Origin of the sequence: Bradyrhizobium sp., assembly GCF_019242285.1 — a bacterium.
Lineage (GTDB): Bacteria > Pseudomonadota > Alphaproteobacteria > Rhizobiales > Xanthobacteraceae > Bradyrhizobium.
The window spans coordinates 1-14794 of the sequence record NZ_JAFAVV010000686.1 but is presented as its reverse complement, the minus strand read 5'-3'; the positions used below and the strand labels follow the sequence as shown (position 1 = coordinate 14794).

16 protein-coding genes are annotated in these 14794 nt (G+C 64.6%); 8 read left to right on the top strand and 8 right to left on the bottom strand.

What is annotated here, in order from left to right; all coding sequences use genetic code 11:
• Positions 1–197 precede the first annotated feature (197 nt).
• On the top strand, positions 198–1052 hold the full coding sequence (locus JOY90_RS27820; protein WP_291694305.1) for a class I SAM-dependent methyltransferase: 855 nt from the start codon (positions 198–200) through the stop codon (positions 1050–1052).
• 194 nt (positions 1053–1246) lie between these two features.
• Complete coding sequence (locus JOY90_RS27815) at positions 1247–1510, top strand: hypothetical protein (protein WP_291694304.1); 264 nt, start codon at positions 1247–1249, stop codon at positions 1508–1510.
• Positions 1511–1582: 72 nt separating this feature from the next.
• Here the strand turns inward: JOY90_RS27815 and JOY90_RS27810 are convergent, their stop codons facing one another.
• Positions 1583–1819, bottom strand: coding sequence for a hypothetical protein (locus JOY90_RS27810; RefSeq protein ID WP_291694303.1), 237 nt, complete (start codon positions 1817–1819; stop codon positions 1583–1585).
• Positions 1820–1908: 89 nt separating this feature from the next.
• The gene (locus JOY90_RS27805) at positions 1909–2040 is read right to left on the bottom strand and encodes a hypothetical protein (protein WP_291694302.1); all 132 of its coding nucleotides are present in this window, start codon (positions 2038–2040) and stop codon (positions 1909–1911) included.
• A 216-nt stretch (positions 2041–2256) separates the two neighbouring features.
• Between JOY90_RS27805 and JOY90_RS27800 the strand changes: the two genes are divergently transcribed.
• A complete protein-coding gene (locus JOY90_RS27800) occupies positions 2257–3225 on the top strand; it encodes an SDR family oxidoreductase (protein ID WP_291694301.1) in 969 nt (322 codons plus the stop codon).
• Between the two features lie 65 nt (positions 3226–3290).
• On the opposite strand, the gene JOY90_RS27795 is transcribed toward JOY90_RS27800, so the two are convergent.
• The 3 genes from JOY90_RS27795 to ppk2 all read right to left on the bottom strand — a co-directional run bounded on the left by JOY90_RS27795 (position 3291) and on the right by ppk2 (position 5316).
• Positions 3291–3803, bottom strand: a complete 513-nt coding sequence (locus tag JOY90_RS27795) for a GcrA family cell cycle regulator (protein WP_291694300.1) — start codon at positions 3801–3803, stop codon at positions 3291–3293.
• Between the two features lie 82 nt (positions 3804–3885).
• Positions 3886–4083 carry a hypothetical protein gene (locus tag JOY90_RS27790; RefSeq protein WP_291694299.1) on the bottom strand — a complete coding sequence of 66 codons (198 nt, stop codon included), beginning with the start codon at positions 4081–4083 and terminating at the stop codon, positions 3886–3888.
• 306 nt (positions 4084–4389) lie between these two features.
• Complete coding sequence (ppk2, locus tag JOY90_RS27785) at positions 4390–5316, bottom strand: polyphosphate kinase 2 (protein ID WP_291694298.1); 927 nt, start codon at positions 5314–5316, stop codon at positions 4390–4392.
• Positions 5317–5639: 323 nt separating this feature from the next.
• Here ppk2 and JOY90_RS27780 point away from each other — a divergent pair, with 323 nt between their 5' ends.
• Positions 5640–8210 (top strand): EAL domain-containing protein, encoded by a 2571-nt coding sequence (locus JOY90_RS27780; protein WP_291694297.1) that lies wholly within the window; start codon positions 5640–5642, stop codon positions 8208–8210.
• Between the two features lie 30 nt (positions 8211–8240).
• Here the strand turns inward: JOY90_RS27780 and JOY90_RS27775 are convergent, their stop codons facing one another.
• Positions 8241–9182: an acetamidase/formamidase family protein gene (locus JOY90_RS27775; RefSeq protein ID WP_291694296.1), complete on the bottom strand. Its 942-nt coding sequence runs from the start codon at positions 9180–9182 to the stop codon at positions 8241–8243.
• A gap of 66 nt (positions 9183–9248) precedes the next feature.
• Here JOY90_RS27775 and JOY90_RS27770 point away from each other — a divergent pair, with 66 nt between their 5' ends.
• From JOY90_RS27770 to JOY90_RS27760, 3 genes are all read left to right on the top strand, one after another.
• Positions 9249–10088 carry a YdcF family protein gene (locus JOY90_RS27770; RefSeq protein WP_291694295.1) on the top strand — a complete coding sequence of 280 codons (840 nt, stop codon included), beginning with the start codon at positions 9249–9251 and terminating at the stop codon, positions 10086–10088.
• 43 nt (positions 10089–10131) lie between these two features.
• Positions 10132–10917: a DUF169 domain-containing protein gene (locus JOY90_RS27765; protein ID WP_291694294.1), complete on the top strand. Its 786-nt coding sequence runs from the start codon at positions 10132–10134 to the stop codon at positions 10915–10917.
• A 140-nt stretch (positions 10918–11057) separates the two neighbouring features.
• Positions 11058–12239, top strand: a complete 1182-nt coding sequence (locus JOY90_RS27760) for a trans-acting enoyl reductase family protein (protein ID WP_291694293.1) — start codon at positions 11058–11060, stop codon at positions 12237–12239.
• Here JOY90_RS27760 and JOY90_RS27755 read toward each other — a convergent pair.
• The gene (locus tag JOY90_RS27755; protein WP_291694292.1) at positions 12190–13431 is read right to left on the bottom strand and encodes an FAD-dependent monooxygenase; all 1242 of its coding nucleotides are present in this window, start codon (positions 13429–13431) and stop codon (positions 12190–12192) included. The two genes, JOY90_RS27760 and JOY90_RS27755, sit on opposite strands and share 50 nt — an antisense overlap.
• Positions 13432–13577: 146 nt before the next feature.
• Between JOY90_RS27755 and JOY90_RS27750 the strand changes: the two genes are divergently transcribed.
• Positions 13578–14039 (top strand): MarR family transcriptional regulator, encoded by a 462-nt coding sequence (locus JOY90_RS27750; protein ID WP_291694291.1) that lies wholly within the window; start codon positions 13578–13580, stop codon positions 14037–14039.
• Here JOY90_RS27750 and JOY90_RS27745 read toward each other — a convergent pair.
• Positions 13981–14794 (bottom strand): O-antigen ligase (locus JOY90_RS27745; protein WP_291694290.1); only part of this gene is annotated, 814 nt, incomplete at its 5' end. The two genes, JOY90_RS27750 and JOY90_RS27745, sit on opposite strands and share 59 nt — an antisense overlap.

Here is a 14794-nt window from a genome sequence, read left to right as displayed (position 1 = left end):
CAGGTTGCAGCCGGCGGGCCCACGATTGCGACGACGTGATCGCCGCGAGGAGGCCGGCTCGGTTTGCGGGGCATCCTCGAAGAGGTCGGGCACTTCGCTCGTGCCGCTTGAAACGGCCTTGCGCGTCGGGCTTCCATCTGGAAGTAGTCCGTCGCAGCTTGGACGAGCCACCGACGAGGAATTCAGGCCGGGCGGTCATGGACGTAGGTCATTTCCACAACGCCGATCAGATTGCCTATTGGAACGGGCCCGGCGGGCAGCGCTGGGCTGAGCGGCAGGCGCAGCAAGATCGTGTGCTCGCGCCGATCTCCGAACTCCTGATCGAGCGCGCTGGCGTGCAGGCCGGCGAGCGCGCCGTCGATATCGGGTGCGGCTGCGGCGCGACCACATTTGCCGTCGCCGAGAAGGTGGGGCCATCAGGCCATGTGTTGGGCCTTGACGTGTCGGAAGCGATGCTGGCGCGGGCCAGGGCGCTGGCGCCGGCGGACGCGCCGGTCGAGTTCGCGCTTGGCGATGCAACGGTGCATCGCTTCAAGGCGGCGAGCGCCAGCCTCGTGGTGTCGCGGCTCGGTGTCACGTTCTTCGCCGCCCCCGTGCGCGCCTTTCTCAACATCCGCACCGCGCTGCGCTCCGAGGGCCGCCTGGCGTTCGCCTGCTGGCGGGAGCTGCGCGACAACGATTGGGCCTTCATCCCGCTGCAAGCCGCTTACGAGCATGTGCCGAAACTGCCGGCCGTCCGTCCGCATGGCCCGGATTCGTTTGCCTTCGCATCCCGGGAATGGGTCGAGCACGTGCTGGGCGAGGCGGGCTTCCGCCGGATCAGGCTCGAACCATGTGATCTCGACCTCGACATCGCGGCCGGCGGTGGCCTCGACAGCGCGGTGGCAGGCGCGTTCGCAATCGGTCCCGCCAGTCGCGCGGTCGCGGGCCAGCCCGCCGACGTGATGGAAGCCGCAACGGCCACGATGCGAAAGGCGCTGTCGGGTTACGTCAAGGGCCCGACGGTGGCGATGCCGGCATCGCTCTGGATCGTGACCGCGATCGATCCCTGATCGACGTCCAAATTTGCCTGTTGACGACTGGAAACGTCGTGCCTTCGTGGTACGGCTTGTGCTTTTCTCGGATCGGATCGCCTCCGCGCGATGGATGAAGCAAATCGATCGAAGCCGGGAGCCATCGGCTGTTCCTGCCGGGGAACCGGATGGGAATTCGCGCGTTCTCGGAATGATTTTGGAACGGGGTGACAATGATCTTACGTGGCACTGCGGCTCTGGTTCTGCTCGTGGCGCAGGCGGCCGGCGCGTCCGCGGCGGAGCGCTCGGCCGGCCTCTTGCACCATGTCTCCTGCACAGTGGTGCGATATTACGTGGCGAAGTACAGCGCTCCCGCCGCCGAGGCATGGGCTCGCAGCAAGGGCGCGACCGACGCCGACATCGAGGCGGCGCGTCATTGCCTGACGGGAGGCGGAGGCTCGCAGACCGTGCAAGCCGCCAATTGGGACGCGCATTAGGGCGCAGCCGCTGGCATCGTCTTGCGCGGATGGGCGCGTTGCGTGCCCACGATCCGAGCGCAGGCGCGCCGTCTAATCGAGCGGTCGCCCCGAGAATGCGAGCTCAATCTTCTCGCATGCCATTCCGGCGACGTAGAGATGAACTCCCGCGATCATGCAGCGGGCGGGAGCAAGAGCCAGCAATCCGGGTGAGGCTTCGTTGTCCCGTTCGAGGGGCCTCCGGACGATGATGCAAGGATAGTCCGAGGCGAGCTTCTCGTAGGTGTAGGGACGGAAATTCTCGAGCAGCGCGTTTCCGCAGACACTCATGACTTCAACGGCAGGAGAGGCGCGCTCGCGACAGTCGAGCGAACCGTCGCGAGATCGGCGATGCAGCGCCAGGGCAATGTCGGGGATTGTCAGATCCCCAAGAGCCACACGGCCACGATGGTGCCGAGTACCGCCAATCCGCTGATGGTCCAGCCCGTGACATAGGCCGGGCCGTCTTCGTCCGGCTGATCGACCATGGTGTCATGCCATTGGTGGTTCATCCGCGCCTCCTGTCGGCTTGCCTCCCGTAGGTTGGGTCACGGGTAGGAGATAAAGGTTCAAATAGAGGTTGCAAGGTCTGGCCTTCTCCGCCGGGCTCGCGCTGCAATGCACCCAAGCCCGAGTCACAGCTCCGCGCCTTGCTTGCCTCGTACGAACCGGCTCAAATCGACTTCACCAAACATCAACAGAAACGAGCAGGGAAGGAGCCGGGTCCCATGAAGGATTTTGCCGGAAAGATCGCCGTCATCACCGGAGGTGGCACGGGCATGGGGCGCGAGCTGGCGCGCCAGCTCGTCGCCGACGGCTGCAATGTCGCGATGTGCGACGTCTCAGCGGAGGCGATGGCGGAAACCAAGCGGCTCTGCGAGGCCGAGAAACTGCCGCAGGGCCTGCGCGTTACCGCCCATGTCGCCGACGTCTCGATCGAGGATCAGCTCAGGCGCTTTCGCGACGAGCTGATCGCGGAGCAGGCCACCGACAGGATCCACCTGCTGTTCAACAACGCCGGCATCGGTGGCGGCGGCAGCCTGTTCACCAACACCCGCGAGCAGTGGGAGCGCACCTTCAACATCGACTGGGGCGGCGTCTATCTCGGAGTGCGCACCTTCCTGCCGATGCTGGTGAAGGCCGACGAGGCGCACATCATCAACACCTCCAGCGTCAATGGTTTCTGGGCCTCGGTCGGCATGGGCGTGTCACACACCGCCTACAGCGCCGCGAAATTCGCGGTGAAGGGTTTCACCGAGGCGCTGATCACCGATCTTCGCCTCAACGCGCCGCATGTGAAGTGCTCGGTGGTGATGCCGGGCCACATTGGCACCTCGATCGTCTCGAACACGCGCAAGGTGCTGAGCGGCTCCGAGGCCGACGGGTTCACGGCCAACGACATTCTGCAGGCGCGGCAGCGTCTGAAGGGCAGAGGCATCGATACGACGGCGCTGTCGGACGAGGATGTTCAGAAGGTCGTGCTCGACCGCGCGCGCGCCTTCCGAGACGACGCGCCGACCACTGCGGCCGAAGCCGCAAAGATCATCCTCGATGGCGTCAAGGCCGGCCAGTGGCGCATCCTGGTCGGCAAGGACGCGCACAAACTCGATGAGCGTGTAAGGCAGGCGCCGGAGCAGGCCTATACCGAGGAATTCTACCAGGGAATCGTCAAGGAGATCGACTGGCGCATCGGATGATCCGACAGGATCGCAATTGCCCCGCGCCGGGATCGGCGCGGGGACGAGAAGCGGATCAGGCATCATCAGCGCGCGTTGACCCGGTAGGCGAGGCGGCTGTGACGGGCGCAATAGGGCAGGCCGTCGAGCGGGGTGGTGCCGCAGAAGCAGAAGTCCTCGGCTCCCGGCGTCGAGATCGGCCAGCGACAGCGCTGATTGCTGAGCTCGAACAGCGTGCAGCTATAAGCCGAGCGGAAGTCCTGCTCCTCGATCACGGGCAGCGGCATCGTCTGCGGCGCCGCGCGCAGCATCTGATGGCGAAGCCGGGTCGTGGTCGCACGCGGTCGAGCGGTGACCGCTGAATCCTTGCGCGCCGGGCCACGAACGCCGGGCTTGTCGCGGGTCAGGTTGAGGCGGGAGATCTTGCCGATGACGGCATTGCGGCTGACCCCGATATGCGCGGCGATCTCGCGGCAGGAGAGGCCGGCTTCAAAGCCGCTCTTCAGGAGCTCGAGGCGCTCGGTGGTCCAAGTCGATTGAGCAGTCGATTGAGCAGTCGATTGGGCAGTCGATTGGGCAGTCGTGTGTTCGGCGGGCATGAGTCATCGCTTCCAAGTTGGATCCTCCTCGGATCGTTCTCGGCCTCACTTTGGAACCGAATCTTCCGCCTACGCCTTCCCATTAAGCCCTGCCATTATCGCGGATCGACAGCAGCCCGTCCTTGATGGCGAGCCTGATGCCTTCTTCGATCAATGTACGTGCGACACCTGGAACGCTGGTGCCGTGAGTACCCTGCTTCACGAGCTTTTCGAGATAGCCGATGGTCGCCAGGGCTAAGGTTACGGGAATGCGGTCAGTCTCGGCTTTTTCCGTGGCCATGCGAAAGGCTAGTCCGTAACGCGTGTACAGAAAAGTAACTTTTAAGACTCTATTTAGAATCGAAAGCGTTGTACAGGCCGGCGCGAATTAATGGTTAAGATGCTGATCTTGAAATAAAATATTTGATTGAGGCAGGCATGGCCCGACCCACCCCCGGATTCAATCGGGGGCGGGCGGTACGAAAATCTGGGGATATTAGGCCGCGATAAACCCGCGGTCGCGCGCTCGCAGGCCCTTGCCTGCGGGCGTGCGGCATCTTCGTGAGAGGTCCCGAAGCTTGGCTAGCGAGGGCCGCGTGAGGGGCGGTCAGAAACGCTCAGGCACATACATCTCGGGCGGGATCCTTTCGCGATGATAGGCCGGGTCGTATGTGCGTGCCGGCAGCACCACCGGCTCGTGGCCGATCTCCCGGTACGGAACCTGCGTGAGCAGATGGGCGATGCAGTTCAGCCGGGCACGCTTCTTGTCGACGGCCTCGACGACCCACCACGGCGCCTCCCGAATGTGGGTCCGGTGCAGCATCTCCTCTTTTGCCTTGGTGTAATGCTCCCAGCGGCTGCGCGACTGCACGTCCATCGGCGACAGCTTCCATTGCTTGAGCGGATCGTGAATGCGCATCAGGAAGCGGAACTGCTGCTCCTCGTCGGTGATCGAGAACCAGTATTTCACCAGGATGATGCCGGAGCGTACCAGCATGCGCTCGAATTCGGGCACCGAACGGAAGAACTCCTCGACCTGATCTTCGGTGGCAAAACCCATGACGCGCTCGACGCCGGCGCGGTTGTACCAGGAGCGGTCGAACAGCACGATCTCGCCGCCGGCAGGCAGATGCGCGACGTAGCGCTGGAAATACCATTGCGTGCGCTCGCGCTCATTGGGCGCGGGCAGCGCCGCGATGCGGCAGACGCGCGGGTTGAGCCGCTGGGTGATGCGCTTGATGACGCCGCCCTTGCCGGCGGAGTCGCGGCCTTCGAACACGACGACGACCTTGAGCTTGTTGTGCTGCACCCAGTCCTGCAGCTTCACGAGCTCGCCCTGCAGGCGCAACAGCTCCTTGAAATAATGCGTCCGATCCATCGACGGCACATGCTGGTGCGGGATCTTCAGATCCCGGAATTGTCCGTACTGGTGATCCTCGAGCTCCAGCTCGATCTCCTCGTCCAGGCCGTCCTGCAAGTCGGCGCCAATGAGCTCGCGCAAAGCGTGATCGTCGCTCTTGTCCGCCTCGTTCATCGCTACTCCTCCCATGACGTCGGCGCATTCAGGCTCTCGCGCCGTCTTGACAGTGATGTGACATGCCGCGGGACCTCCCGCCGCAGAGGCGACCAGGGTCGCCTCCCTCCGTGATTCTACGTGCCCGGGCCGTCGTTGTCACACCGGGATACTTCGCTAGCCACCTCTGGGGCGACGCACTTTACGTGACGGCAACCAACGTTCTTAGCCTGCCGATCAGGATCGCGACGCTATGGTTTGCCGGCCAACGTTCCGGGGAGAGGATGGACTTCAGGAAGGCATTGTCGAGGGCGGTCAGCCGGCGCTTTTCAGTGGCGTCGGCGATGCTGGTTTTCGTCCTGCTGGTCTGCTGCATTATTGCCGGTCTGGAGACGTCGCGAATTCTGGAGCAGCGCGCCGAAGCGCTCGCCGCCGGCAAGAGGGATACCGCCAACCTCGCGAACTCGCTGACGCAGCATGCCGAGTTGACGTTCCGCGCGGCCGATGCGGTCCTCCTCGGCCTGGTCGAGCGGCTCGAGACGCACGATTTGCAGGATTCGGAGCGCACGCAGCGGCTGAACAGATGGTTTCACGCCGAGATCGAGCGGCTGCCGCAAGTGGCGGCGTTCTCGGTCACCGACAGCACCGGCCGGCTCGTGTTCACCTCCGTACCCGGCCGAAACAATATCGATATTTCGGACCGCGATTTCTACCGGCATCACGTCGACAGCGACGAACGCAAGCTGTTCATCGGTGCCCCCGTGTTCGGCCGCGTGGTCGGCCGCTGGGTGATTCCGATCTCGCGCCGTTACAACAACCCCGATGGCAGTTTTGCCGGCACGGCGAACGCATTCCTGGGGATCGAATTCCTGCAGGTCTTCTACGAGCAGATGGACATCGGCGCGGGCGGCAGCATTCTGCTGATGTCGGCCGACCAGAAGCTGTTGGTGCGGCGGCCCTATGTCGAAGCGAATATCGGCCGCGACATGTCCGGCAGCAACATCGCCAAGGCGCTCCAGCATTCGCCAGCGGACACCGTCGAGTTGAAGGCCATGCTGGACGGCGTCGTGCGCATCAACAGCTATCGCCGCAGCTCGTCATATCCCTTGATCCTTGCCGTCGCAAAACCCGTCGACGAGATCCTCGCGCCCTGGCGGAGCCGCAGCACCCGCGAAATTTCCGAAACCGGCATCATATTGGCCACGATCGCGCTCGGGGGTCTCCTGGTGCGGCAGATGGCGCGCCGCCTGGCGACCAGTGCCATTGAGCTCGGACATGCCAATCTGCGCTTCGACATCGCGATCAACAACATGACGCAGGGTCTCTGTCTCTACGATGCGGATCGCAGGATCGTCATCTCCAATCGAAAGTATGCCGAAATCTATTGCCTGGACGAGGAGCAGGTTAAGCCCGGTACCAGTCTGCGCGAGGTGATGACGTCCCGCGGGCAGCGCGGGACGGAGCTTGCCTGCCCCGATGACGATTACCGCGACAGCGACGAAACCACTCACGTGCAGGAACTCGCAGATGGCCGCACCATCGCCATCGTCAGGCAGTTGATGCCGAGAGGCGGCTGGCTCTCCACCCATGAGGACATCACCGAGCGGCGCAGGAACGAGAAGCAGATCGCCTATCTCGCCGAGCATGACCAGCTCACGGGCCTGCCCAACCGCGCAAGCTTCCTCCGAACACTGGACCGGTCGGCCTCTGGTACGGTCCGCCATGCCGTGTTCCTGCTCGACCTCGACAAGTTCAAGGACGTCAACGACACGCTGGGCCACGCGGCGGGAGATGAATTACTGCAGGAGGTGGCGAGCCGGCTGAGGTCCGAAATCGGCGGCCGCGACGTGGTCGCGCGGCTGGGCGGCGACGAATTTGCCATCGTCCAGCGACTGGAGAACGGCGACCATGAAGCGGCCATCTCGCTCGCGCGACGGATCATCGATCTGATCGCGCGCCCATTCGAGCTCGACGGGCAGCCGGCGAGGATCGGCGCCAGCATCGGCATCGTGCTTTCGCCCGAGCTGGGCGTCGAGTCAGCCGATCTTCTGCGCAAGGCCGACCTCGCGCTCTACGCGGTGAAGGCCGAAGGGCGGAACGGTTTCCGCTTCTACGATGCCGGGATGTCGTGGTCGATCGAAGGCCGGAAGTGGCTGGAAGCCGAGTTGCGCATCGCGATCGAGCGCAACGAGTTCGAGTTGTTCTACCAGCCAATCCTCGATGTCTCCTCGCAGACGATCCGCGGTGCCGAAGCCGTGATCCGCTGGCATCATCCGCGGGACGGGCTCGTTCAGCCGGAGCGGTTCATTTCGCTGGCGGAGGAGACCGGCCTGATCGTTCCGCTCGGCGAATGGATTCTTCGGCAAGGCTGCAGGGACGCTGCGACGTGGCCCGCCGATTTCAGGATCGCCATCAACCTGTCGGCGCGCCAGTTCAAGAAGGGCGACCTGTTCGATACGGTGCTGCATGCGCTGGTCGCCTCCGGCCTGAGCCCGGAGCGGCTCGAGCTCGAGGTCACCGAGACGACCTTGCTGGGGAACGAGGCGGAAAACCTGCACACCCTGCGCCGGCTCAAGGACATCGGGGTCACGATCGTGCTCGACGATTTCGGGCCCGGCTATTCGTCGGCGAGTTACGTCACCCAGTTTCCGTTCGACAAGATCAAGATCGACAAGTCGTTCGTGCAGGGCATGACAGAGCGGCGCGAATGCGCCGCCGTCGTGGCGTCCATCCTGGCGCTTGCCAAAGGCCTGGGAATTGCGGTGACCGCCGAGGGCGTGGAGACGCCCGAGCAGTTGCGTCAATTGACCGCCGACGGGGTCGTCCAGGCGCAAGGCGATCTGATTGGCCGTCCGGCGCCGGCGGACGCACATCCGGCCGACGTCCGTAGGCTGCCCGAGCGAAGCGTGGCATGAGCTGGCGCGCTGAGATCGAGATCGCCGCAGTCAGCCATGCACGATCTCCTTGGCGATCATGCAATGGATGCCCTTGGAGCCGTTGACCGTTTGCGTGACCCTGAGGTCGGCGGCGAGGCTGCACAGCGTGTAGGCGTTCTCGCGCGACAGGTTGCGCTTCTCGCCGAGCAGCACGATCATGTCACGCAGTGCCCGCACCGCGCACTGGTCGAGATCGGGATCCATCCCCATCGTCATATAGTGCGTCCGTGTCTCGGCGCGGGGATAGTCGAGCCGGATGTCCTTGCGCAGCGTCAGCCGGAAACGGCCCTGCAGCGCGGTCTCGATAGCGGTGACGCAGACTTCGCCGTCGCCCTGGACGCCGTGGCCGTCGCCGCAGGAGAACAGCGCGCCCGGCACGAACACCGGCAGATAGAGTTTCGCTCCCGCGCCCAGCTCCTTGTTGTCGAGATTGCCGCCCATCGCGCGCGGGATCAGCGAGGTGATCCGGCCCCACGCCGGCGGTGGCGCAACTCCCATCACGCCGAAGAACGGCTTGAGTGGCAGGTCGAGCCCCCAGGGCAGGCGCCCGATCATCCGCTCGCGGTCGAGCGGGATGTTGATCAGCCGCAGTTCGTGAAAATCGTCGGGCAGGGTGCCGGCGAGCGGCCGGATGAGGTTGTAGCCCCAGTCCTGGCGCAGCGAAACATCGAGAATGTCGATCTCGAGCACGTCGCCGGGCTCGGCACCCCTGACCGCGATCGGCCCGGTCAGGATATGGCCCGGCACCATCCGCTCGCTCCTCGCATGCACGTCGTCGAGCTCCGGCGGGACATGAAACTTGCTGCGGTCCGGCACCTGGTCGGGGCCGCCGCTGATGGAATCGACGGTGACCTCGTCACCGCTGTCGATGGCAAGGACAGGCTTGAGCTTCGCCTCGAAAAAACCCCAGTGGCAAGTCTCGGGACTGGCATGCAGGTGATGATGTGTCATGAGGTGACTTTTGCTCGCGACTGAACCGGCGTATGAGGCTGTACCAAAAAAACCGTGGGGCTTCCCGTGTTTTTCGTGCTCTCCAAGACGCTCGGCATCATGGCGTTGCCGACGAACTTTCTGATCGGGCTTGGACTTCTCGGCGCCATCCTGCTCCTGACGAAGTTCGCGCGGCTCGGCCGCCGTCTCTTGGTTTCCTCGGTCCTGCTGCTCGCGTTCTGCGGCTTCTTGCCCCTCGGCAATCTGCTGTTCTATCCGCTGGAGGCGCGCTTTCCGCCCTGGAATGCTGCGCACGGCGCGCCGGACGGCATCATCGTGCTGGGTGGCGCCATCGACGCCGATCTTTCGGCGGCCCACGGCGTGCCCGTGACCAAGCTCGCCGCCGATCGAATGATCGCGGCCGCAGCGCTGGCCCGCCAATATCCGAATGCCCGAATCGTGTTCACCGGCGGCAGCGCGAACCTCATGTCCAACGATGCGAAGGAAGCCGACTACGCCGGCGCGATCTTCACGGGGCTCGGAATCGACAAGTCCCGGCTGATCATGGAGCGGCTTTCGCGGAACACCTACGAGAACGTGAGCTTCACCAAGGCGCTGGTCGATCCGAAACCGGGCGAGCGATGGCTGCTGGTGACCTCCGCCTATCACATGCCGCGGTCGGTCGGCCTGTTTCGCAAGGCGGGTTTTGCGGTCGAGCCGTATCCGGTGGATTGGCGGGTTGGCCGCGGTGCCGACGTTTTCGCGTTCACCAATCTCGCGCTCGAAGGATTGGGGCGCACCGACGCCGCAACCCGGGAGTGGATCGGACTTCTCGCCTACTGGATCGCGGGCCGGACCAGCGCGCTGTTTCCGGGGCCGGACGAAGCTCTCCCGCCGCCGGTCGCAACCGTCCGACAATCCGGCTAGGATGTCGGATCAACGCGGAACGCCGATCCCGGAGATGTACGCCATGCAGGAATCCCTATTGCCCCAGCAGCTCGATCCCGCCGCCATGGTCGGCGATCTCAACGCCCTGCTGCGCCTCAGGACGACGGTGACGGGCGTCAAGATGTTCGCGACGGTAGCTGAGATGGAGGCGATCCCGAAGCTCCGCCGGCCAAACGCTGTTCATACCACCGACCAGATCATCAGCATGGCTTCGCGGCTCGGCTGGACGGTCGGCATCACCGCCGACGATCTCGTCGGCGCGCAATGCCGGGCGGTGATCGGGCTGGCGCCGCAGGACGAGAAGTGGCTGGCGGGCGAAAACTATGTCGGGGTCTGGCACGGCACGGCCGAGGATGCGCGCAAGCGGCAGGAGGCGCTCGACGTCGTGCCGTTCGGGCGGTATCAGGCGATGGCGGTCAGCCCGCTCGCGAGCGGCCGGCTGGATCCTCCGGACATCTGTCTCGTCTATGCGACGCCCGGTCAGATGATCATCCTGATCAACGGGCTGCAATATGTGGGTTACAAGAAGTTCGAATGGGGCGTGGTCGGCGAGACCGCATGCGCGGATTCCTGGGGCCGGGCGCTTAGGACCGGCGAGCCGTCGCTGTCGCTGCCGTGCTTCGCCGAGCGGCGCTATGGCGGCGTCCCCGACGAGGAGATGCTGATGGCGCTCAAGCCCGCCGACCTCGCCAAAGCAATCGCCGGCATGAAGCAGCTTGCGAAAAACGGCCTGCGCTATCCGATCGCGCCTTACGGGATTCAGAGCGATGTGCGCGCGGGCATGGGCGTGAGCTACGGAAAGAAATGACCGCGTAGGTCAATTTGTAGGATCGGTAAGGCGCAAACCGCCGTGCCCACCATCTGTCGGCGATGTGATTGGTGATGGTGGGCACTTAGCCCACCCTGCGAAGTTCGCTTCGCCCGACATGTCGAAGTGAGGGAATCGAAATGGGCTCAGCGAAAAAATTCGACATCATCGTCTACGGCGCGACCGGGTTCACTGGGCAGCTCGTCGCGGAATATCTCGCCTCCCACTACAGGAACGATAAGGAGCTGCAATGGGCGATGGCCGGGCGCAGCCTCGACAAGCTCGCTTCTGTCCGCGACGCGATTGGCGCGCCAGCGGACACGCCGCTGATCGCAGCCGATTCCAGCGATGTCGGTGCCCTGAAGGCGATGGTCGACCAGACCAGATCTGTGCTGACGACGGTGGGCCCCTATCAGTGGTATGGCAGCGACCTGCTCGCGGCATGCGCAGCTTCAGGCACGGATTATCTCGATCTCTGCGGTGAGCCGGTCTGGATGCGGCAGATGATCGACAGGCACGAGGCCGAGGCGAAAGCGAGCGGCGCCCGCATCATTTTCTCCTGCGGCTTCGATTCGGTGCCGTTCGAGCTCGGTGCCTTCTTCGTGCAGGAGGAGGCCAGGCGCGTGTTCGGCGCGCCGGCATCGCGCGTCAAGGGCCGGGTGCGTGACATGCGCGGCACCTTTTCAGGCGGTACAGCGGCGAGCGGGCGTGCAACGTTCGAAGCCGTCTCCAAGGACCTCAGCCTGGTGGCCATTTTGAACGATCCGTTTGCGCTGACGCCCGGTTTCAAGGGCGCGAAGCAGCCCAAAGGCAACAAGCCGGTTTATGAGGAGGAAATGCAATCCTGGACCGCGCCGTTCACGATGGCGCTGATCAACACCCGCAATATCCACCGCTCCAACATGCTGATGGGTTTCCCTTACGGAAAAGACTTCATCTACGACGAGATGGTGCTGACCGGTCCGGGCGAGCAGGGCGAGGCCAATGCAAGGAAGGTGATGGCCTTGAACAGCGGGAAGACCGGCCCGAACGCACGCAGGCCCGGCGAGGGTCCGTCGAAGGAGGAGCGCGAGAACGGCCTCTACGACCTTCTCTATGTCGCGGTCGCGCCTGACGGGCGCGAGGTGCGTGCGGCGGTGAAGGGCGACCGCGATCCTGGCTACGGCTCGACGTCGAAGATCATCTCCGAATGCGTGATCTGCCTGCTGCGCGATGCGCCCGACGTGCCAGCGGGATTCTGGACGCCGGGCGCGGCGATGCGGCAGAAGCTGATCAAGCGGCTAGCCGATCACGCCGGACTGACGTTTGCGGTCGAGCGCTGACATCGCGCACGTCGTAGCCGTAGATCCAGTCCTGCCCGCGCGGGTTCAGCGGCAGCATGAGCTTGATCATGTGATCGCGGATCCAGGCGCCGGTGCGGCTGAACTCGCGCTTTTGGTTTCCGTTGCGACGGGCAAGGGCCACCAGACGCTCCGCGCGCGGCCGCCGCTCGCGCTCGAAATTCTGGAAAGCCGTGCCGACCTCGACTTCGTCCTCGAGGGCACGCACCAGCCGGTAGGCGTCTTCGAGCGCGATCGAGGCACCCTGGCCGGCATGCGGGCTGGTCGCGTGCGCGGCATCCCCGATCAGGAGCGTCCGCCCGCGCGACCAGGTCGGCAAGGTCGCAACGTCGAGCGTGGCGGTGACGATGATTTCGTCGAGCGCATCGATGAGCTGCGGGATCGGATCGTGCCAGCCGGTGTGGAAACGCTTGAGATGCTGCCGCAGCGCAGCCTGATCCATGGCACGGAAGGCCGCCGCGTCGATGCCGTGGGCCGGCTGCGTGCTCCAGCACATCGCGCCGTTGTTGGCATCCGGGCCGCAAAAGCCATAGCCGAAGAAGCCGGTCTGGCCGAAAGTCATGGACAGGCTCGGCCCGGCTCCGGCCGCCTCGAGCAGCGATCGTGGCACGAAACCGCCGAACCCGAGCAGGCCGGTGTCGCACGGCGTCGGGCCGTCCGGCAGGACGTGCCTCCGGACCACCGAATGTAGGCCGTCGGCGCCGATCAGGAAGTCGCCTTCGGCGCTGGTGCCGTCGGTGAAATGCGCGACGATGGGCTGGTCGGGACGGTCCTCGATACGCGCGAGGCGCTTCTCGAAATGCACCTCGACGCAGGACGACCAGGCCTTGTCGACGATGGCCTCGTTCAGCATGGCGCGGCGCATGCTGACCGAAGGCTGGCCGAAGCGCCGTTCCATGTCGCGGTTGACCGAGCCGAGCGCGGTTCCCGATTGCGAATGGAAGTCGATCGATTCGCAGATCGAGCCGCCGCGCTTGATGTCGTCGGCGAGCCCGATCTCGGCGAGCACGCGCATGCCGTTCGGCGCGATCTGCAACCCGCCGCCGATGCCGTTCGAGTAGGGAAAGGCCTCGTAGATCGCGGTCTCAAAGCCGGCCCGCTTGAGCAGGATGGCGGTCACGGGTCCGGCGATGCCGGCGCCGATGATGAGGGCCTTGTGGGATCGCTTCGTCATGGGGCTTGCTCCTGGGGTCGCTGGGCATTAATTATCCACAGATGCTAAATATCTTAGCATCTAAGATATATACGAACTAAGTTATGGGCCGGACCTTGTCAAGATCAAAAACGCGCGCTGCGATGCTGCAGGAACTCGAGAATGCGATGCGGAAAGCCTCATCGCAGGGCGCCATGTTCGCGAAGCTCGTGGCCGATCGCGCGGGCATTTCCAGTGCCGATATGGACTGCATCGATTTCGTCAACGTGGAAGGGCGCATGACCGCGGGCCGGCTCGCGGAGCTGACGGGGCTCACGACGGGGGCGATCACCGGCGTGGTCGACCGGCTGGAGAAGGCCGGCTTCGTGCGCCGCGAACGCGACGAGACGGATCGCCGCAAGGTCTTCATCGTCCCGGTGGAGGAACGGATGATGGAGATGGGGCGTCCGTACGAACTCGTCAAGCGCGCCATGCAGCAGCAGTGCGAGGCCTATACGGATGCGGAGCTGAAATTCCTGATCCGCTATGGCACTGAGAGCTACCAGTCGATGCTCGATGCGACGACGGAGCTCAATGGCTCCGGCAAGGTTGCGTCTCCTCGAGAGACGCGGGATCGCTCGGTGAAGTAGCGGCGGGTGCCATGAGCGGTGCGTCCGCGCGCGTCTTGAAGGGCTGCGCGGCGGCGATCATGCCCCACATCGCGCCGAGCATCATCCAGAAATGCCGCCAATGGTCGGTGTCGATGATGAAGCTCTCGCCGACGGTGCCGAGAAACGCGGCGAAGATCGCCAGATAAGTGCGCTGCCAGGGCACGCGCACGAAAAGGTGACGAAATCCCATGACAACGGTGACGAACACCAGCGTGGGGTAGCAAATGCCCGAGATCCAGCCGCCGGACATGAAGGCATTGAGATAGGAGTTGTGGGTGTCCTCGGGGAAGTAGCGGTGGAACTGCAGCGGGCCGATGCCGAACGGCAGGTCCAGCGCCATCGCGGCCCCGAGGATGTGGCGGCCGAAGCGGCCGAACCGGCCCTCGTCATAGCTCTGGTCGAAGCTCGCGCGCTGCTGGAACATGTCCGCCACGGATGACAACGACAACAGCACCGCGATCAGGAGGAGGCCGACGATGACGGCAATCGCGGCGACGCGCATGATGCGCGAGCGCTCCTGCCGCGAGCGGCTGGTGAGCACCATCAGCGTGAGCATGAAGGCGGCGGTGAGGAGCAGGCCGCCCCAGGCCGCGCGGGAGAAGGCGAGCAGGATCGCCAGCGCCATGGCGCCGAGCGCGATCGTGCCGCGAAGGGCCTTGCCGAGGTGGTCCGACACCACGCTCTGCAGCGCGAACAGCGCCGGCAGGATCAGGAACGCGCCAAGCACGTTCGGG